Source organism: Sphingobium sp. LF-16, from assembly GCF_003711185.1.
In the GTDB taxonomy this organism is placed as follows: Bacteria; Pseudomonadota; Alphaproteobacteria; order Sphingomonadales; family Sphingomonadaceae; genus Sphingobium; species Sphingobium yanoikuyae_A.
Window position 1 is genome coordinate 604389 of record NZ_CP029335.1, and the last position, 19790, is coordinate 624178.

19 protein-coding genes and 1 riboswitch are annotated in these 19790 nt (G+C 67.1%); of the genes, 3 read left to right on the plus strand and 16 right to left on the minus strand.

What is annotated here, in order from left to right:
* Positions 1–22: 22 nt before the first annotated feature.
* The 7 genes from DIZ22_RS02970 to DIZ22_RS03000 all read right to left on the minus strand — a co-directional run bounded on the left by DIZ22_RS02970 (position 23) and on the right by DIZ22_RS03000 (position 8351).
* Complete coding sequence (locus DIZ22_RS02970; RefSeq protein ID WP_122927889.1) at positions 23–1255, minus strand: aminotransferase class I/II-fold pyridoxal phosphate-dependent enzyme; 1233 nt, start codon at positions 1253–1255, stop codon at positions 23–25.
* 133 nt (positions 1256–1388) lie between these two features.
* Positions 1389–1634, minus strand: a complete 246-nt coding sequence (locus DIZ22_RS02975; protein ID WP_010336300.1) for an acyl carrier protein — start codon at positions 1632–1634, stop codon at positions 1389–1391.
* A 164-nt stretch (positions 1635–1798) separates the two neighbouring features.
* Complete coding sequence (locus DIZ22_RS02980; protein WP_004207936.1) at positions 1799–2077, minus strand: ETC complex I subunit; 279 nt, start codon at positions 2075–2077, stop codon at positions 1799–1801.
* A gap of 56 nt (positions 2078–2133) precedes the next feature.
* Positions 2134–4584, minus strand: coding sequence for an ATP-dependent helicase HrpB (gene hrpB, locus DIZ22_RS02985; protein WP_048937465.1), 2451 nt, complete (start codon positions 4582–4584; stop codon positions 2134–2136).
* 118 nt (positions 4585–4702) lie between these two features.
* Positions 4703–6220 (minus strand): arylsulfatase, encoded by a 1518-nt coding sequence (locus DIZ22_RS02990; protein WP_048937466.1) that lies wholly within the window; start codon positions 6218–6220, stop codon positions 4703–4705.
* A 119-nt stretch (positions 6221–6339) separates the two neighbouring features.
* Entirely contained in the window at positions 6340–7119 is a 780-nt protein-coding gene (locus DIZ22_RS02995) for a TSUP family transporter (RefSeq protein ID WP_048937467.1), read from the minus strand.
* 206 nt (positions 7120–7325) lie between these two features.
* Positions 7326–8351: a polyprenyl synthetase family protein gene (locus tag DIZ22_RS03000; protein WP_048937468.1), complete on the minus strand. Its 1026-nt coding sequence runs from the start codon at positions 8349–8351 to the stop codon at positions 7326–7328.
* A 161-nt stretch (positions 8352–8512) separates the two neighbouring features.
* Here DIZ22_RS03000 and DIZ22_RS03005 point away from each other — a divergent pair, with 161 nt between their 5' ends.
* Complete coding sequence (locus tag DIZ22_RS03005; RefSeq protein ID WP_004207932.1) at positions 8513–8791, plus strand: chorismate mutase; 279 nt, start codon at positions 8513–8515, stop codon at positions 8789–8791.
* Between the two features lie 6 nt (positions 8792–8797).
* Here the strand turns inward: DIZ22_RS03005 and DIZ22_RS03010 are convergent, their stop codons facing one another.
* The 7 genes from DIZ22_RS03010 to DIZ22_RS03040 form a co-directional block, all read right to left on the minus strand.
* A complete protein-coding gene (locus DIZ22_RS03010) occupies positions 8798–9772 on the minus strand; it encodes a cupin-like domain-containing protein (RefSeq protein WP_048937469.1) in 975 nt (324 codons plus the stop codon).
* Positions 9773–9844: 72 nt separating this feature from the next.
* Positions 9845–10747, minus strand: coding sequence for a DMT family transporter (locus DIZ22_RS03015; protein ID WP_122927890.1), 903 nt, complete (start codon positions 10745–10747; stop codon positions 9845–9847).
* Positions 10748–10792: 45 nt separating this feature from the next.
* On the minus strand, positions 10793–12253 hold the full coding sequence (locus DIZ22_RS03020; RefSeq protein WP_048937471.1) for a GntP family permease: 1461 nt from the start codon (positions 12251–12253) through the stop codon (positions 10793–10795).
* The gene (locus DIZ22_RS03025; protein ID WP_240626796.1) at positions 12246–13124 is read right to left on the minus strand and encodes a patatin-like phospholipase family protein; all 879 of its coding nucleotides are present in this window, start codon (positions 13122–13124) and stop codon (positions 12246–12248) included. The genes DIZ22_RS03020 and DIZ22_RS03025 overlap by 8 nt, the downstream gene beginning before the upstream one ends.
* A gap of 263 nt (positions 13125–13387) precedes the next feature.
* Positions 13388–14035 carry a heme exporter protein CcmB gene (locus DIZ22_RS03030; RefSeq protein WP_010336308.1) on the minus strand — a complete coding sequence of 216 codons (648 nt, stop codon included), beginning with the start codon at positions 14033–14035 and terminating at the stop codon, positions 13388–13390.
* Positions 14026–14643, minus strand: a complete 618-nt coding sequence (gene ccmA, locus DIZ22_RS03035; RefSeq protein WP_048937472.1) for a heme ABC exporter ATP-binding protein CcmA — start codon at positions 14641–14643, stop codon at positions 14026–14028. Before ccmA ends, DIZ22_RS03030 begins: the two co-directional genes overlap by 10 nt.
* Complete coding sequence (locus DIZ22_RS03040) at positions 14640–15047, minus strand: metallopeptidase family protein (protein WP_010336310.1); 408 nt, start codon at positions 15045–15047, stop codon at positions 14640–14642. The genes ccmA and DIZ22_RS03040 overlap by 4 nt, the downstream gene beginning before the upstream one ends.
* Before the next feature lie 40 nt (positions 15048–15087).
* Between DIZ22_RS03040 and DIZ22_RS03045 the strand changes: the two genes are divergently transcribed.
* Together DIZ22_RS03045 and DIZ22_RS03050 are read left to right on the plus strand one after the other, a co-directional pair.
* The gene (locus DIZ22_RS03045; RefSeq protein ID WP_004207923.1) at positions 15088–15378 is read left to right on the plus strand and encodes a 4a-hydroxytetrahydrobiopterin dehydratase; all 291 of its coding nucleotides are present in this window, start codon (positions 15088–15090) and stop codon (positions 15376–15378) included.
* A gap of 35 nt (positions 15379–15413) precedes the next feature.
* Positions 15414–15522, plus strand: a riboswitch (SAM-I-IV-variant riboswitch).
* A 57-nt stretch (positions 15523–15579) separates the two neighbouring features.
* On the plus strand, positions 15580–16626 hold the full coding sequence (locus DIZ22_RS03050) for a low specificity L-threonine aldolase (RefSeq protein ID WP_048937473.1): 1047 nt from the start codon (positions 15580–15582) through the stop codon (positions 16624–16626).
* 30 nt (positions 16627–16656) lie between these two features.
* Here the strand turns inward: DIZ22_RS03050 and DIZ22_RS03055 are convergent, their stop codons facing one another.
* The gene (locus DIZ22_RS03055; protein ID WP_048937474.1) at positions 16657–17154 is read right to left on the minus strand and encodes a hypothetical protein; all 498 of its coding nucleotides are present in this window, start codon (positions 17152–17154) and stop codon (positions 16657–16659) included.
* Positions 17151–19484 (minus strand): patatin-like protein, encoded by a 2334-nt coding sequence (locus tag DIZ22_RS03060; protein WP_048937475.1) that lies wholly within the window; start codon positions 19482–19484, stop codon positions 17151–17153. Before DIZ22_RS03060 ends, DIZ22_RS03055 begins: the two co-directional genes overlap by 4 nt.
* Positions 19485–19790 lie beyond the last annotated feature (306 nt).

Sequence of the window (19790 nt, forward strand, 5' to 3'; positions counted from 1 at the left end):
GTCGGAGTGTCGAAAAGCGCGATCAGTTGATCGCGCCGGTGGCCTTGCCGGCGGTTACGAACATGGCGATGATCTGTTCGACCTGCTCGTCGCTATGTTCGGCGCAGAGCGAGCAGCGCAGCAGGAAGGTGCCGGCCGGGGTTGCCGGCGGGCGCGCCATGTTGACGTAGAGGCCCAGCTCCAGCAGCGTCTGCCACATCGCCACCGCCTGCATCTGGTCGGTCAGGATGACGGCGATGATCGCCGACTGCGGTGTGGCGCTGCCCAGCTTGAAGCCGAGGTCGGACAGGCCCTGGTGCAGGCGCTGGCTGTTCTTCCACAGATGCGCGCGCTTCTCGCCGGCGTGCATCAGCTTGCGGATGCTGGTCGCGGCGGTGGCGACGACGCTGGGCGGCAGCGATGCGGTGAAGACATAGGGACGGCAGACGAGGCGCAGGATCTCGAACTTGGGATGGTTCGAGACGCAGAAGCCACCGACCGTGCCGACCGACTTGGAGAAGGTGCCGACCACGAAGTCGATCTCGCCCTCGACGCCCTGTTCCTCATAGGCGCCACGGCCGTTGGGGCCGAAGAAGCCCATGCCATGGGCTTCGTCGCACAGGATCATGCAATTGGGGTGCTTGCGGATGGCGGCGACCATCTCGGGCAGCGGCGCGACGTCGCCCAGCATCGAATAGACGCCTTCCAGCACGACCAGCTTCAGCGCGTCGGCGGGCAGGCGGCCCAGGCGCTTGTCCAGATCCTCGACGCTGTTGTGGCGGAAGCGGACGATCTCCGCGTTGCCCATGGCGCAGCCATCATAGATGGAGGCATGGCTGTCGGCGTCGAGCACGACATAGTCGCCCTTGCCCGCCAGGGTGGAAATGATGCCCAAGTTCGCCTGATAGCCGGTCGAAAAGACCATGGCTCCGCTCGTGCCGTAAAATTCCTTGAGCGCGTCCTCGACTTCCTTGTGGCCCTGATAGGTGCCGTTGAGGACGCGGCTGCCGGTGGTGCCGGCGCCGAACTCGTCCAGCGCCTTCTTGCCGGCTTCGACTACATCCGGGTCGAAGGTCATGCCCATATAATTATAGGTGCCGAGCAGGATGGTTTCCTTGCCCTTGATGATCGCGCGCGTGGGCGAGAGCACCTGGTCCATGACGATCGCATAGGGATCGCGCACGCCCGTCGCCAGCAGCGCCTCGCGCTCGTTGATCAGCGGATCGAACTTGGAGAAGAGATCGCGGGTTTCGGTGGCGATGGCGGCGTCGGTCATAATATCAATGATCCCAAACCCGTTCGTCCTGAGCGAAGTCGAAGGACGCTGCTGAGCGAAGGCGAAGCATGGAGCCTCGGCTCCGCTCGGCAATGGGCTTCGACTTCGCTCAGCCCGAACGGTAGTTAAAGTGTCAGGCGGCCTTGAGCTTGGCGACCGCGTCGACCAGCTGGCCCACGGTCTCGATCTCGGCCTGCATGTTCATGGTGATGATGATGTCGAACTCGTCCTCGATGGCGGCGACGAAATCCATCACGGTCAGGCTGTCCCATTCCAGGTCGCCGGCAAAGGTGGTGGCTTCGGTCAGCTCGACGCCCTTCTTGTTGAAGGGGGCGATCTGCGCTGCGACGCTGTCGAAAATCTCGCTGCGATCGGTCATTATCTCTTCAATCTTTCCATGAAAGCACGGCTTTTGCCGCCTTGGCTTGCTCTTTGGCAAGCGAATAAGGCGTCAATCGGGCAGCATCTGGGGCAAAATGCCTTGTTCGCGGCGCGCCGTGTCGCGCCGCGCTCTGCTATTCCAGCCCCGAAGGGGCGGGAGGATCAGCGGAAATTGTCGGCGTAGGCCTGAATTTTCAGCGTCTTGGGCGGGGTCGCGATGACGGTGTAGGCGATCTTCTCGCGCTCGGCATAGGCGACGGCGGCGTCCTGCGAGGAGAAGCTGAGCTTCAGCTGCTGCTTGGTGTCGCCCGAGCCGGCCCAGCCGGTCAGCGGATCGGCCTTCTTCGCTTCGGCGGGCGCATATTCCAGCACCCACTTGTGAGTCAGCGCCTTGCCGGACTGGAGGGCGTTCTTCTGGATCTGGTAAATGCGCGCGGTCATCGCGATGAAACTCCGTAAAATCGTCATTGTGCGTTGCACCAGCGGTCGCCGTGAAGTCAAGAGTTGCGGCGCGCATCCGCATTTTTGGTGCGCAATGTGGCATTGGCGCTCGCCGGATCGTCGGGCCAGGGGTGGCGGGGATAGCGACCACGCATTTCCTTGGCCACGTCGCGCCAGTTGCCGGCCCAGAAGCCGGGCAGGTCGCGCGTCGTCTGGATCGGCCGGCCGGCGGGCGATGTGAGCGAAAGGACCAGCGGGATGCGCTGGTTGCCGACGGTCGGATGCTGCGACAGGCCGAACAGCGCCTGCACCCGCAATTCCACGCGCGGGCCACCTTCGGCCGCATAGTCGATCGCATGGGTGGAGCCGGCGGGCGAGCGGAAATCGGGCGGGGCGAGCTGGTCGAGCTGCTGCTTGCCGTCCCAGCCGATCAGCGTTTCGAGCACGCCCGACAGCTGCGAGCGGTCGATGTCGGACAGGCGGCGTTTGCCCGCCAGCAGCGGCGGCAGCCACTCGTCCAGCGTGTCGATCAGCGCCGCGTCGGACAGCGCCTCGATCCCGGCAAAGTCCGCCCGCATCCGCAGCGATTGCGCCGCCTCCGACCAGGGGAGGAGGGCAAGGCCGCCCTGCCGCACGCCATCGACCAGCGCGGCGACCACGGCATCGGGATCGGGCCGGTCATCGGAGCCGGAGGACAGGCGCACCGCGCCCAGCCGGCGCTCCCGCAGTGCCTCGATCCCGCCATTGGCGGGGCGGAACTTCACCGTGCGATGCTCGGCGATGCGCTCGCCGAACAGAGCGATCACCTCCGCCTCGCCGATCGGGGCGGCCGACAGGATGCGCGCGCCGGCGGCGCTGCCCTGCACTTCGCCCACCGCCAGCCAGGCTTCGCTGGCCAATGGCGAGAGTGGATCGAGCCGGAAGCCGCGCCCGCCCACGCTGGCCCAGTCCGCGCCATCGGCGGAGCGGCGCTTGGCGACGCGATCGGGAAAGGCAAGGGCGAGGCAGAGGCCGACATCGTGCAGTCCACCCTCTGCGGGCGGGCGGGCATCGACCAGCCTGGCCCAGCGCTTCGCCAATCCCCGTCCGGCCTCGGCCCGCTTGCCGCCTTCGCGGCGCCAGCGCTGGAGCCGCAAAGTGAGGTCGGTATCCTGCCCGCCAAGGCCGCGTTCGCCCAGCAATACTGCGATCTCGGCGGCGGTGCGGGCGAGGCCGCGCTCGCCGGCACGCACCAGCATATGGGCGATACGCGGCGCCAGCGGCAGGGTGGCCAGCGCCTTGCCATGGGCCGTGATGCGGCCGTCGGCGTCGAGCGCCTCCAGGGCGGTCAGTCGCTTGGCGGCCTCGGCCACGGCGGCGGCGGGCGGCGCGTCGAGCCAGCGCAGGCTGGCCGGGTCGCTCACGCCCCAGAGCGCGCAGTCGAGCAGCAGGCTGGACAAGTCGCTTTCCAATATTTCGGGCGGGTCGAAGGGCGGCATGCCCGCCGTCGCGGCGGCTTCCCACAGGCGATAGGCGACGCCGGGGCGCTGGCGCGCGGCACGGCCGGCGCGCTGGGTGGCCGACGCCTGGCTGGCGCGTTCGGTGACGAGGCGGGTGACGCCGGCGGCGCGGTCATAGCGCGGGCGCCGGGCAAGGCCGCTGTCGACGACGATGCGCACGCCATCGATGGTCAGGCTGGTTTCGGCAATCGAGGTGGCGAGGATCACCTTGCGCCGCCCTTCGCGCGAGGGGCGGATGGCCGCGCGCTGAGCCGCCGGATCGAGCGAGCCGTGCAACATGTGGACCTCGAACGCGCCACCCTCGATCCGTTCGGCGGTGCGCTCGATTTCCCGGACGCCGGGCAGGAAGGCGAGCAGGTCGCCTTCGGCCTCCTCTTCCAGCGCGCGGCGGATGGCCGCGGCCATCTCATCCTCGATCCGCTTTTCGGCATGGCGGCCGATATGGCGTAGTTCGAGCGGCTGGATCTTGCCCTCGCTCTCGATGACGGGCGCGCCATCGAGCAAGGTGGAGAAACGCGCGCCGTCGAGCGTGGCCGACATCGGCAGGATGCGCAGGTCCGGGCGCAGCGCCGCCTGCGCGTCGAGCGCCAGCGCCAGGCCGAAATCGCTGTCCAGGCTGCGCTCATGTACTTCATCGAACAGCACTGCGGACACGCCGGCCAGTTCGGGATCATCCTGGATGCGGCGGACGAAAATGCCCTCGGTCAGCACCAGCAGCCGCGTCTTCGCGCTGACCTTGCTGTCCATCCGCGTCGCATAGCCGACCGTGCCGCCGGGCTGCTCGCCCAGCATCTCGGCAATGCGCTCGGCTGCGGCGCGCGCGGCGAGGCGGCGGGGGGAGAGCAGCAGCACCTGCCCCTCGCACCAGGACTGGTCGAGCAGGGTGGGGGCCACCGCTGTCGTCTTGCCCGCGCCCGGCGGCGCCACCAGCACGGCATTGCTGCCGCGCGCCAAGGCGGCGAGCAGGTCGGGCAGGACGGCATGGATCGGCAGGGCAGGGGCGGTCATGATCCGCCCCCTCTCGCGCCAATCAGGGCCGAGCGCAAGGCGCGCTGGGCAGAAACGGCGATGCCCGAAGCCGTGCGGCTCCGGGCATTGCGTCTATTCCGGCGATGGTGCGCGAGGGTCAGTCGTGGCCCTTGCTCATGAACTGTTCGACGACGTTGGACATGTCGAAGCTCTTGCCGCCCTGGACTGGCGGATATTGGGCGAGGGTCGTCAGATGTTCGGTCATCAACGCGCCGAGCGGCCCGGTCTGCCACGCCACCTTCTGGAGCAGATGGCCGTAGGAGTCGCTGTTGTCATAGCTTTCGAACGGATCCATGCGGATGTTGAAGACCATCGGCTTTGAGCGGCCGACCATGGTGCCGTAATAATCCTCGTTGGTCGAGAAATGCCATTTCCAGGGACCCATGCGCAGCGCGGTGAGCCGGGATTCATTATAATGGAACACATGGTTCCGCGCCGAATCCTCGGCCTTGCCGGTCCAGTAGTCGAGGTTGTTGACGCCATCGATATACTGGCTCTTCTCCTTGAGAACCTTCTCGTTCACGTCCGTGACGCCGGCGGCGACGGCGAGGGTGGTGAACATGTCCTGATGGCACTGGATGCCGTTCTTGAGCTGCAGCGGTTCGATCACGCCGGGCCATTTCAGCATCGAGATCACACGGACGCCGCCTTCATAGGTGGTCATCTTCTCGCCGCGCCAGGGTGTGGTCGCGCCATGCGGCCAGGAGGAATGTTCCGGGCCATTGTCGGTCGAATACCAGACGATGGTATCCTCCTCCAGCCCGCTTTCCTTCAGCCAGTCGAGCACGATGCCGATATCATGGTCATGCTGCAGCATGCCCGAGCCGTGCAGGTCGGCGTCCGACGTGTATTTTTCCGCCGCATAGCGCCATTTGTCGTTGAGGCGGGTGTAGAGGTGCATGCGGCTGGTGTTGAGCCAGACGAAGAAGGGCTCGTCGGCATCCTTGGCCTTCTGCATGAAGTCGAGCGCGGGCGGGATGAACTCCTTTTCGTCCACCTCGTGCATCCGTTCCTGGTGCAGCGGGCCGGTGTCGACGATCTTCTGCTTGCCGACCTTGCCGTAGCGCGGATCCTCGGTCGGATCATCGACATCGGTGGCCCAGCTGTGGATCACGCCGCGCGGGCCGAATTTCTTCATATAGGCTTCGACGCTGCCAGAATGGGCCTTGGCGAAATTCTGATAATCGCGCTGCTCTTCCTCTTCCGACACGTTGAGATGGTAGAGATTGCCGAAAAATTCGTCGAAACCATGGTTGGTCGGCAGATGCTCGTTGCGATCGCCCAGATGGCTCTTGCCGAAATGGCCGGTGCGATAGCCCGCCGCCTTGAGCACTTCGGCCAGGCAAGGCGATGCCGGCTGCAGCCCCAGTGGATCGCCCGGCTGGCCGACGGTCACCATGCCCGACCGGATCGGATATTGGCCGGTGATGAAGGCGGCGCGGCCGGCGGTGCAGCTTTGCTGCGCATAATGGTCGGTGAAGCGGATGCCGCCATAGCCGATGCTATCGATATTGGGCGTGGTATAGCCCATCGTGCCCAGGCCATAGGCGCTGACATTCTGCCAGCCGATATCGTCACCCCAGATGACCAGGATATTGGGTTTCTTCGTAGCCATGCCGAGTCTCCGACCATGATGGATCGGCGGAAGGCTAATGGCGGGCGGTCCGCGACGCTGCATGGGGATAATCCCGAGAAGCGGCGGGGACATCCCCTATGCCCGGAGAAGGGGGGCGCCTAGCCGAACAGATAGATGTGGATCGGGTTCTTCGGATCGAGCAGCATCTTGGTCGTCAGTGCCAGCGACATGATGATGAGCAGCGGCTTGATCAGCTTCGAGCCGAAGCGCATGGCAAGGTGCGATCCGATCTGGCCGCCGGTGATCGATCCGACCGCCATGGCGAGGCCCGCGATCCAGATGACATGGCCACCCGCCACCATGGTCAGCAATCCCGCGACATTGGACGCAAAATTGGCGGCCTTGGTCTGGGCGGTGGCGCGCAGCAGCGACAGGCCGCCCAGCGCGATGAAGATGGTGGTGTAGAAGGCGCCGGCGCCGGGTCCGAAGAAGCCGTCATAGAAGCCGACCACGCCGATCATGCCGGACAGGCCCCACATGCCGACGCGGGCATGGCGATCGGCATCGCTCAGCTTGGGCGAGAAGGTGAAATAGGCCGCCATGGCGATCAGCAGCGCGGGCATCAGTCCGGCCAGGATCGACGGATCGACCCGTTGCAGCAGCCAGGCGCCGCCGATCGACCCGATGAAGGCGGCGATCACCGGACCCTTGTAGGTTTTGAGGTCCATATGGCCGCGCCGGGCATAGGCGACGCAGGCGCCGAAGGTGCCAAGGCAGCTTTGCAGCTTGTTGGTCGCGACCGCCGGCACCGGCGGTACGCCGGCGGCAAGCAATGCGGGCAGGGCAATGAGGCCGCCCCCGCCCGCCATCGCGTCGATGCAGCCGGCCATGAAGGCAGCGGCCATGAGGAAGGCGATGGTTTCGGGGGAGAGGATCACGATATTACCCCGTTCGGGCTGAGCGACGTCGAAGCCCGCACCAGAGCGAAGCGAAGGAACTTCGCCTGTGGCTCAGTTCTGCCCTTCGACTTCGCTCAGGGCGAACGGATATTGGAAGGGGAAACGAGCGAAACCGTTCATTCCCTCAACTTATGGCTTGCCGCATTTTCCGAGTCAGCGGACGTGCCGTCCGCTTCGAAAATGCTTCAATATGCCCGTGCTATCGCGAATTCGACCGCTTCGCTAAGGGCCGCTTTCGCCTTGCCGGCATCGAACATGCCCAGCGCGTCGATCGCGCGCTGGCCATAATGGCGGGCGCGGGCCAGCGTGTCGGCAATCGCGCCGGTCTGGCGCAGCAGCTGCGTCGCATGAGCCAGATCCTCGTCGCTGATGCGATGGCCCGAGATCGCGGCCTTCCAGAAGGCCTTGTCCTCGTCCGACCCGCGCGCATAGGCCAGGATCACCGGCAGGGTGACCTTGCCGTCGCGGAAATCGTCGCCGGCATCCTTGCCCATGGTGGCGCCGTCCGATTCATAGTCGATCGCGTCGTCGATCAGTTGGAAGGCGATGCCAAGGTTGCGGCCATAGACGTCGAGCGCATGTTCCTCCGCCTCGCTGCGGTCGGCGACCACGGCGGAAATGCGGCAGGCGGCGGCGAACAGGGCGGCGGTCTTGGCGCCGATGATGTCGAGATATTGTTCTTCGCTGGTGTCGATCTTGCGCTGGGCGGTCAGCTGGTTGACCTCGCCCTCGGCGATGATCGCCGATGCGCCCGACAGGATCTTCAGCACCTTGAGCGACTCGGCCTCGACCATCAGCTCGAACGAGCGGGAGAAGAGGAAGTCGCCGACCAGCACCGAGGCGCTGTTGCCCCAGATGATGTTGGCGGTCTTGCGGCCGCGGCGCAGGCCCGATCCGTCGACGACATCGTCATGCAGCAGCGTGGCGGTGTGGATGAATTCGACCGATGCGGCCAGCTTGTAATGGCGCGATCCGGCATAGCCGACCAGGTCGGCGCAGGCGAGCGTCAGCATCGGCCGCAGCCGCTTGCCGCCGCCGGCGATCAGATGGCCGGCCAGTTCCGGGATCAGCGGGATGCGCGACTGCATCCGGTCCAGGATCACGCTGTTCACCTGGTTCATGCCATCGGCGACGAGCGCCATGATGGGAGCGAGCGAAGGGGCGCTGGTGCGGCCGATCGGGTGGACGTTGCCGGGGGAGGATGCAGTCATGACAAGCGTCCTCTGGCGGGGCAAAAAGCAGATGGCAAGCGGGAATAGCTTGCCTGCGCGGCGCAATGGCGCAAAAAGCGCGCCGGACGATTGATTGACGCGTCGCAGTAACGGAAAAGCCACGCCTTTTCCCGCCGCGATGCCGCTGTGGAGAATGCCAGGTGGACGAGACTTTGAAGCGCTATCGCGAGAGCATCGACAATATCGACGCGGCGCTCGTCTTCATGCTGGCGGAGCGGTTCAAGGTCACCCAGGCGGTCGGCGAATATAAGGCGACCCACGACCTGCCGCCGGCCGATCCGGGCCGCGAGGAACGCCAGATTTCGCGCCTGCGCCAGCTCGCGCTCGACGCTAATCTGGACCCCGACTTCACCGAGAAATTCCTGCGCTTCATCATCGATGAGGTGATCCGCCATCACGAGCGGCTGCGGGAGGGATAAGAGGCTTTAATCCTTCGGATAATTTTCATGGCCTGCATTGGGCCAGTGGAAATGCGTGTAGGTCAGCATGGTCGAGAAGCTTTCCGACCGGACCTGATGCCACCAGCCGATCGGGATGAAGAGCAGGTCGCCCGGCGTCAGCCGCACTTCGTAGCGCAGAACGTCGCGGGCGCGCGGGTGTCGAGCCAGCCGCGCCGGATCGGTCAGGTCGCCGACATCGCTGAAGACATGGCGGTTATGCGCCAGCCGATGGGTCTGCGACGGCGGCACCAGGATGACATGCTTGGTGCCGGTCACCTGTGCCAGCAGATTGTTGGTGAGGTCGAAATGGAGCGGGGTGAACGCGCCCACGCCGCCGATCCAGAGCATGCCCGGCGTCGGCGCCAGATAGGCGTCGGGATGGCCGAGATCGGCCTGGAGCGGCGCGAGGGCCGGGCCATTGGCCGCGCTGTTATAGGCGGTCAGATAGGCGTCATTGCCGCCATCGCGCACCAGATCGATGAACTGGCGGAACGGCGCGCGACGCTTGTGCCGGTCCTTGGCCAGTTCATAGTCGGCGGCCTGTGCGCGGCCGCCCTGATATTCGATTTCCGCCGCGCCAACGGCATCGGTCAGATAGTCCGGCGTCCATTTTGCACGGGCGGGCCAGCCCTCCATCGCCCCCTTGATCAGGACCGGGCGGCCGGGCGCATAGAAATTATGCAGGAAGTCCTCGCCCGACAGCGCGTCGGCGGTCAGCAGGCCGGAGGCATAGGGCGACAGGGCACGCTGCTGTTCCATGACGTTGAGCAGCCAGTCGCGCCGCTTGAGCGCGAGCGCGCTGTCGTCGCGGGGCGCGGGCGCGGGCTTGGGCGGCACATGGGGCACGGCATTGGCGGACGGCGCGCCAAAGCCGACCTGGCGCAGGGTCATCTGCATCTGCATGTCCGCCGCCTGCGACAGGATCGAGGGAAGCGGCGGGGCGCGGCCGGATTTGCTCATGACCCGCCCTAGCGCGCGATCATGACCGCCATGTTGCAGGATGTGACGAACCTGTGACGGCGCGGTGGCGGTTCAGGCCGGCTCCACCACCTCGGTCCGCTTGGGCTGCGACCGGCCCAGCAGCACGCCGCCCAGCGCCAGCGCGAAGCCGGCGATCTGCACCGGGCCGAGCTTCTCGCCGAACAGCAGCCAGGCCTCCACCGCGGCCAGTGGCGGCACCAGCAGCAGCAGCATCGACATGCGCGTCGGTCCCTGGGTGCGCACCAGCCAGACCAGCAGCGACAGGCCGGCGGCCGACAGGCCCAGCACCGACCAGCTGAGGCCGATCCACAACATCGGGCTATTGTCCCAGCGCCATTCGCCCACGATCAGGGTGGCGGCGATCGCCACCAGCGCGCCGCCGGCATTCTGCACCGCGCCCGACACCCAGATCGGATCGCCGCCGATCGTGCCGCGCTGGATCAGCGTGCCGCCGGTCATCGCCAGCACCGCGACGATGCCGCCGATCGCGGGAATGAGCGTGATCGCGCCCGCGCCCGACTTGGCGATCGCCGGCATCAGCACGCAGCCGACACCCAGGATGGCGATGGCAAGGCCGCTCCAGGCGCGCGCGGGCAAGCGCTCGCCCAGGATCGCGACGCTGGCGACCGCCACCATCAGCGGCTGTGTCGCGCCCAGCAGCGACATGATGCCGGCCGGCATGCCATGGCTGACCGCCCACCAGCTGAGCGTGAGGTAAAGGCCATGCAGCATCGCGCCCGCCGCCAGATGCAGCCCCAATCGCCGGCCGCGCGGCCAGGGCTGACGCCCATGCAGCGCCAGCGCACCCAGAAGTAGCGCCGTCAGGCACAGGCGCGCGGCCAGGATCAGCTCTGGCGCGCCATGGGGCACCATCGCGCGGGCGACGATGAAACCGGTGGACCAGATCAGAACGAACAACAGGGATGCGATAATGCCGAACATGGCGCAGCCCATGGCCGATGCGCGCGCGCCTGTCGACCCGGCCAAGGGGCGAAGGGATCAGAAGCTGCCCAGCGTCGACCCGATCAGGATCACGGCGACCAGCGCCGCAAGCGAGCTGACGATGCCGGCCATGGCGATATCCAGATAGGATTCGCGGTGGGTGACGCCGCTCAGCGCCAGCAACGTCACGATCGCACCATTATGCGGCAATATGTCCAGCGTGCCGGACCCGATCACCGCCACCCGGTGCATGATGGCGGGGTCGGTGCCAGTTCGCGCGGCGATGTCCATATAGGTCGGCCCCAGCGCCTCTAGCGCGATGGTGAGCCCGCCCGAGGCCGATCCGGTGAGCGCGGCGAGCAGGTTGGTCGCCACCGCCAGCGACACCAGCGGCCCGCCGCCCATGCCCAGCACCCAGTCGCGGATCATGTGGAAGGCGGGCAGCGCGGCGATCACCGCGCCGAAGCCGACCAGGCTCGCCACGCTGATGATCGGCAGCACGGCGGCGTTGGCGCCCGAATCGATGCTGTCGCGCAGGCTGACGAGGCGCGCCCGGTTGCACAGGATGATGGCGAGCGTCGCGATCATCAGCGCCGCCGTCACCGACCATATGCCCGCAACCGCGCCCAGGCTGGTGCTGCCCCATAAAGGCTCCGCCAGGAAGGGCGCGTCCCAGGTCGGGAACAGCCAGAGCGAGAGGATGAGGTTGCAACCGATCATCACGCCGATCGGCAGGAAGGCGATGCCGAGCGAAGGGCGGTCGTCGGTGGGCGCCCCCTTGTCCATCTCTGCGGGGTCGAAGGTGGAGGCCGTCGTCGTATGCTCGCGCATCCGCGCGCTGTCGACCGGCGCCACGGGGGACAGGCTGGGATCATAGCCCTCCTGCCGGGCGGCGGCCGCTGCCTGTGCCCGCAACAGCCAGCCCAGGCCCACCGCCAGCATGATGATCGCGGCGATCAGGCCCAGGCCCGGCGCGGCATAGATGGAGGTGCCGAAGAAGGGCATGGGAATGACATTCTGGATCGCCGGCGTGCCGGGCAGGGCGGTCATGGTGAAGGTCGATGTGCCCAGGATGATGGTCGCGGGCACCAGCCGCCGGGGGATGTTGCCGGCGCGGAACAGCGCCTGCGCCATCGGCACCAGCACGAAGAAGGCGACGAACAGGCTGACCCCGCCATAGGTCAGGATCGCGCCGGCCAGCACCACCGCCATGATCGCGCGGCCGGACCCCAGCCAGCCGATCATGGCGTCGGCAATGGTGCGCACCGATCCGCTGTCGTTCATCAGCTTGGCGAAGATCGCGCCGAGCAGGAAGAGCGGGAAAAATTGGGCGAGGAAGCCGGCGGCGGCGACCATGAATATCTGGGTCCAACTCGCCAGCATCGGATAGCCCGAAAAGCTGGCGGCAATCATCGCCAGTGCCGGGGCGAGGAACAGCACGCTCCAGCCGCGATAGGCCATGGCGATCAGCGCGCCGAGCGCGACCAATATGCCAAGGAAGCTCAATGCCTCAGACATGGGCGAGCAGCGCGTCGATATCGAGCGTCGATTCCCGGCCGATCGCCTGGCCATGATCCTTCAGGAAATCGTCCGCCGCCTTGCGCCCGATCTTCTTGAGCTTCCACAGGAAAGCCCATTCGGCGTTCAGCTTGGACGAATGGCCGAATTGCAGCATGTCGGCGCTGGCGATGCGGTGGATACGCATCTTCGCCCATTTCTCGCCCTCGCCATGGCCGGGATCGGCGACCTGGCGCAGCAGCGCCATCATCCGGATTTCCTGCAACAGCACCGCGTTGAAGGAAATCTCGTTCAATCGGCTGGCAATGTCGCGTGCGGCGTAGAGGTCGGTGGCGCGCTCGACCGGGTTCACCTGGATCAGGATGGTGTCGTCCGAATCGCAGTCGCGCACCAGCGGCGTCAGCGTCGGATTGCCCGAATAGCCGCCATCCCAATAGGCCTCGCCATCGATCTCGACCGCGTGGAACATGGTCGGCAGGCAGGCGGAGGCGAGCAGCACGTCGGGCGTGATCTCCGCATTGCGGAACACGCGGGCCTGGCCGGTGCGCACGCTGGTCGCGGTGATGAACAGGCGGATCGGGCTGGCGGCGAGATAGTCGAAATCGACGCATTCGTTGAGGATGTCGGTCAGCGGGTTGAACCCGCCCGGATTGAGATCATAGGGCGAGCAGAGCCGCGCCATCAGGTCCATGCCGACATAGAGCGGCGAATAATCGAGCGTCCAGCGGCCGAGCGCTATGTCGAGCGGGCTGCGGCGGAACGGGCTGAACATTGCCCCGTCCGACACCTTGCTCCAGAAACGCGTGAGGGCGCGGCGGGCACCCGGCGCGCCGCCATGGGCATAGCCGCTGGCCAGTACGGCCGCGTTCATCGCCCCGGCCGACGTGCCCGATATGCCGTCGATCCGCAGCTAGGGTTCCTCCAGCAGGCGGTCGAGCACGCCCCAGGTGAAGGCGCCATGGGCGCCGCCGCCCTGCAGGGCCAGGTCGATCAGGCGGCTTTGCGGCTCGGCAGTCGGATCGGGCATCGGGTACCTCGCGCTTGGCGGGCATGGCCCGCTGCCGGAGTTTGTTGCGATGCAGCATGGGACCATTGCGGCCCGCCAATGTCAACGCCTTGCGCGTTGCACAAACCTCATTCCCGACCCGCGCGGATCGCCGCGCCGCCCGCGATCGGCGTGATCGCGACCAGCAGCAGGGAGGCGGCGCCGAGGAATTTGAACGCGGCGCCGCTGCCATCGCCCAGTGTGCCCGCGCCAAAGATCAGCAGCGGCACCGCCAGCGGCAGGGCGAGCAGGCCCGCCAGCGCGCCCGACGAGCGCAGTCCGGCGGTCAGCGTCGCTACCAGCAGGCCGAGCGCGGCAAGCGCGGGCGTGCCGATCAGCAGCCCGGCCTCCAGCGTCAGGATCGTCGCGCCGTCCAGCTTCAGCAGCGCGGCTGCGGGCAGGGCGGCGATCATCAGCGGCGGGCCGAAACCCAGCCAATGGGCGATCAGCCGGGCGATCACCACCATCTCCTCGCTGATGCCGCGCAGCGCGATCTGGTCCAGGATGCCGGCGTCGCGATCGGGCGCGACCAGCCGGTCGACCGGCAGCAGGCTGGCGAGCAGCGCCGCGATCCACAGCATGCCGCCACCGGTGCGGGCGAGCAGGGCGGCGTCGGGTCCGACCGCAAAGGGGTAGAGGCTGGCGACCAGCAACAGGAAGGCGACCGGCAGCCACAGCCCGGCCGAGCGCCAGGCCTGTCCCAGGTCGCGGGCGACGAGCAGGGCGATCAGTCGCATGACGCCTCCTGCGCCGGGTCCGGCACATGGGCGGCCATCTCGATCCGCACCGGATCGGTCAGCGGCAATGGCTGGTGCGAGGCAGCGACGACGATGCCGCCGGCCGCCAGATGGTCCGCCACCGCCGCGCCGAGCAGCGCGACCGACGCATCGTCCAGGCCATTGGCCGGTTCGTCGAGCAGCCAGATATCCGCGCCGCTGGCGATCACGCGGGCGAGCATGGCGCGCTTGCGCTGGCCGGTGGAGAGCATGCGCACGGGCACGTCGCGCAAGGGGGCGAGCGCCATGGCGTGGAGCGCGCGGTCGAGCGCGGCCGCATCCACCCGGTCAAGCCGTGCCCAGAAGCCGAGTGCGCGGTGGAGCGGCAATTCCATGTCGAGCGCCAGTCGCTCGTCGGCCAGCGCGACGCTGCCCTGGCGGTCGATGGTTCCGGCGTAGGCGGGCAGCAATCCGGCGCACTGGCGCAGCAGGCTCGACTTGCCGATGCCGTTGGCGCCGTGCAGCAAGGCGCTGCCGCCGGCCGCCAGCACCAGGTCGACGCCGGCAAAGAGCAGGCGTCCGCCGCGCAGGCAGGCCAGGCCCGACAGGCGCAGCGCCGCACCGCTCATGGGGCGACCATATCCTCCAGCACATGCATGTCGATGTCCGACAGGCCGAAATGATGGCCGATTTCATGCACCACGACATGGGTGATGAGCGCTTCGAGCGGCACGCCCGTCTCGACCCATTCGTCGAGCAGCGGGCGGCGGAAAAGATGCACGGTCGGCGGCAGGTCGCCGGTCTGCGCCTCCTGCCCGAAGGGACGGCCGCTATAGAGGCCGGTCAGGCCGAACGGATCGTCAATCTCCATCTCCTTCAGGATATCGGTGTCGGCAAAATCCTCCACCAGCATCACGACATTGGAGAGATAGGAACGGAAGGGCTCGGGCAGGCGGCTCAGGGCCTCCAGCGCGAGTGTCTCGATTTCCTGTGGGGTAGGGGCGAAGCGGAACGATTGACCAGTGTCAGGCATGGCTGTCACATAGGCGAAAGAAATAACGCAGGATAGAGAAATGCTTGCCAGACTGAACGAAACGGAACGGGCGATCGCGCTGGCGGATTTGCCCGAATGGACGGCGGTCGCCGAACCGGACGGGATTGCGCGCAGCTTCACCTTTCCCGACTTCGTCGCCGCCTTCGGCTTCATGACGCGGGTGGCGCTGCTGGCGGAAAAGGCCGACCATCATCCCGAATGGTCGAACGTCTATAATCGGGTCGAAATCACGCTCACCACCCATGATGCCGGCGGCCTGTCGCAGCGGGACATCGATCTGGCGAAGGGGATAGAGGCGCTGCTGCGCTGATGCTTGACGCGGCATCGCCCGGCCGATAATCGCACCGGCAACATCAAGAGTCGGGCCAACGTCCGACACCAACCTGCTCCCCGAGCAAGGTGGTGCCTTTCGAAAGAGGGGGATGTGGCCGGACCGGCAATCCAACGGGACATGCAGCCACGACGACGTTGATCCGATGCTTGGTCACACACCAGCAGACGGAAGCATGACGTGCCCATTTCCACACAGCAATTTGCCAGCGACAATTATGCCGGGGCCTGCCCCGAGGCGCTCGACGCGATGCTCGCGGCGAACAGCGGATCGGCGACGGCCTATGGCGAGGATGAATGGACGCAGCGCGCGGCGGACAATTTCCGTACCCTGTTCGGCGGCGATGCGGAGGTCTTCTTCGTCTTCAACGGCACCGCCGCCAATTCGCTGGCGCTCGCGGCGCTGTGCCAATCCTATCATAGCGTGATCTGTTCGGCGGCCGCCCATGTCGAGACCGACGAATGCGGCGCGCCCGAATTCTTCTCCAACGGGTCGAAGCTGCTTGCCGCGCCCTCGGCCGACGGCAAGCTGACGCCCGACGCGATCCGGCAGCTCGCGACCAGCCGGTCCGACATCCATTTCCCCAAGCCGCGCGTCGTCACCATCACCCAGCCGACCGAGACCGGCCTTGTCTACACGGTCGAGGAAGTGCGCGCGATTTCCGCCGTGTGCCGCGAACTGGGGCTGAAACTGCATATGGACGGCGCGCGCTTTGCCCATGCCTGCGCCAGCCTGGGCTGCGATCCGGCGGAGATCAGCTGGAAGGCGGGCGTCGACGTGCTCTGCTTTGGCGGCACCAAGAATGGCATGGCCGTGGGCGAGGCGGTGATCTTCTTCGATCGCGCGCTGGCGCAGGATTTCGACTATCGCTGCAAGCAGGCGGGACAGCTGGCGTCGAAGATGCGCTTCCTGTCGGCGCCCTGGATCGGCCTGCTGGAAAGCGGCGCCTGGCTGCGCAATGCCCGCCATGGCAATGATTGCGCGACCCGGCTGGCGGCGGCGATCGCCGACCTGCCCGATGTCAGCCCGATCTTCCCGGTGGAGGCCAATGCGTTGTTCCTGTCGGCCCCCGCGCCGGTGCTGGATGCCCTGCGCGCGCGCGGCTGGCGCTTCTACACCTTCATCGGCGGCGGCGCGCGATTCATGTTCGCCTGGGATGCACAGGTGGAGCGGGTCGACGAACTAGCCCGCGACATAAGGGAAGCCTGCCTGGCGGTCGCCGCCTGACCGGATGGCGCTAGTGCGGGCGAGGCGGCCTCAGGGTTCCTCGCCCTCGATCCGGGCGTCATAGCTGCTCAGCGCGCTGATGACGTCCGGCATCTTTTCGTAGCGCTTGCGCAGCAAGGCCAGCTTCGCGTCGGTGCCGGAGCAGAGTTCGGCGACGCTTTCCTCGATATAGGCGCGCCGTTCCGCATCATAGGGTTCCTCGCCGCGGAAATGGTCGCAGCTGTCGCGATCGACCATGAAGGCGGTGACTTCGCGCGGGAAGGGGGCGGGCTGGGCCGCATTGCTCGACGGCGGCAGGTCGAGCGAATTGGTCGGGCCGGGCGGGCCGACGGTGACGATCGGCGCTGGGCGCGAGGGCAGGACGGCGGGCGGTGCGGGCGGCGGCGGATCGGGCTGGACGACGGCAACGGCCACCTGCTGCGGCGCGCTGGCCGGGGCGGCCTGTGCGCTGTCATCGGACGAGCCCTTGCAGCCGGTGACGAGCACCAGCGCCAGCATCATCGGAAACAGCTTCAAACGCCCCTTCACCCGATTTCCTCCCGCAGTCCGGCGATCAGATCCGCAACATGCGGCAAGCGCGACTCTTCCTCGTCGAGGATCGCCAGAAACGCCGCCCGCCTATAGTTGCGCAACGCCCCTTCGGGAAGACGGGTTGGGGCAGGAATTGCGGAAATTACGATATCCAGCAGACGCTCCACCCCATGGAGCCTGCCCCACAGATAGTCATTCTCCCGATAGACCCGACTGAAGAAGGCGCCAAAATTGTTGAATTCTATGCCTTTTAGCGTGGCGTTGGCGCCGCCGGCGCGGATGGCGGTGCAATCTTCGGGCGAAATCCGGTCGACCTTTATCGGATCATATTCATCGACAGCGTCACCCTGAAGCAACGGTAGGGTCGCGATGTCGGAGAAGGGGAAGCCGAGATAAGCCAGCAACATGGTGCGGCGCCCGGCCTTGGGCAGGTTGGCGAGCGCCTCGGCCAGCAGCATGTCGGCTGCCTCGTCGCGGGCGCGCAGGCCACGCGCCTGGGCCATCGCCTCCAGCGCGGCACCGGCGTCGGTCGGCACCTGCGCCGCGGCGGCGCGGACATGGTCATTGTAGAAATCATTGCCCTCGCATTCGGTGTAGAGGGCGAGCGCGCGATAGATGGCGTCGTGCATCGCCTGCACCGCCTCGCTGTCGGCATCGGCCTCCAGTTCCAGCGTCTCGGCCAGCCGCCGGGCCAGGAAACGCAGGCGGCGGATGCGGAAGGCCAGGTCATGGGTGCGGAAGAAGAGGACGGGCGCGGCGGCGGAGCCGGCATCCTCGGTTAACTGGTCGGCCCCGATCGCGCGCACCTGCTTCCAGATCGCCTGGCGATAGGCTTCGCGCATCATCGGCGCGTCCTCGCCGCTCAACTGGAACAGGCGCGCGGCCAGATCCTCGACGATGCCCGACAGCTTGAGATGAGCATAAGCGGGGAAGGCGAATCCGGCCGAGGCGGCGGCGCGCTGCTGCGCCTTGCCGCGCCAGGCCGACAGGCGCGCCGGCGTCGGCCGGTCGAGGAACAGCATGCGGCCGATCGCCCCCTCCACCTCCGCTTCGATACCGGGGCGCAGCGCCTGGATGATCCGGCCCATGCGGCGGATGCGGGCGGAATGGCGGTCGATCGCCTCCAGATTGTCGCGGATCGGCTGCTCGCGCGGAATGTCCGACAGCGCGCCGAAGATGGTGCGGAAAAAGCCCGGCAGCGGCGCATTCTCGCCGATCGGCGCGGCTTCCTCCTCGCCCTCGCGATTGAGGTGGATCGACCGGTGGCCGGGCTTGGGATCGATATAGACGAAGCGGCGGTCGACCTCGCGCCGCGACGGCCGGTTCTTGAGCGCGCCGATCGCCTGGGCAAAGGGGGCGTTGGCCAGCACCGATCCGTCGATCAGCACCGCGTCCTCGGCCTCGCCCCGTGCCGCCCGGCGCGGCAGCACGCGCGCCAGGAAGGCGTCGCGGCCGGGCCAGGCGCGGTGGCGGCGCTTTAATACCCGGTCCAGCTCGCGCACGGTGAAGGGCGGGAAGGCGCCGGGGAAGCTGGCGGTGGCGCGCGCGGCAAAGACCAGTTCGGCCGGATCGGCAAAGCCGTTGGCGCTGCCGCCCCGGCCGCGAAAGCCGATCGACAGCCGATGCTCGGTCTCGATCACCTGGGGCGGGCTGTTGAGGCTCAGGCTCTGCACATGGCCGTCGAAATCGGTGACGGTGACGAACAGGTCGAGCGGATGGCCGTCGGGCAGCAGCGACGGCCCGGCCGGCGTCGCCGCCATCGCGTCGAACGCGTCGAGCAGCATGGTCGAGAATATCGCTCCGCCAAAGGGCGGCTCGAACCAGCGCGAGCGGATGAAGCGCGACAATTTCATCCGCACCTCCTCGCGCGTGTCGGGCGCCACCGTGCGCTCGACCGCGTCGCCGGGGCGGCGCGCGGCCATCCACACCAGCGGCGTCGCCCAGAATTTGGTCAGCGCGCGGGCGGGGCGGGCGTCGGGATCGAGCAGTTCGTCGACATCGGCATTGTCGAGCCACAGCGCAGTGAGTGGCTCCAGCGACTGGCCGGTCTCGATCGCCTGGGCCAGGAAGATACCATTGATGCCACCCGCGCTGGCGCCGGCGATGATGTCGGGCAGGATGCGCAGCCGCGTGCCGCTCGCTGCCTCGATATCGGCGAGCAGCCGATGATAGACCGCCTCGCTCGCCCCCTGCGGCGCCACCCCGTCATGAAAGGCCCGGCTCGCCCGCGTCAGGTGCCAGATTTCCTTGGTGATGCCGTGCATGTAGACGGCCAGGCTGATCCCGCCATAGCAGACGAGCGCGAGGCGTAATTCCTTCTCCCTCATGGGGATAGGGATCGCAAAGCCAGGCCGCCTTGTCGAGAGGCGGAATGTCCCACCCCCTGTCCGAAAGCGGGAAGGGGGGATGGCGGGGTGGGTGGCTAAGCAACGGCCTGTTTTCCACCGTCATCCCCGCGCAGGCGGGGATCCATCTCCACAGCGTCGGACCAGATGCAAGGTCAGGGGATGGATTCCCGCCTGCGCGGGAATGACGAAAGGGGGTGGAAAGCAGACTGTCCGAAAATCCTCCCCAAGCTTGCTTGGGGAGGGGGACCGCCGAAGGCGGTGGAGGGGCAATAGCGTTGCGCTTGC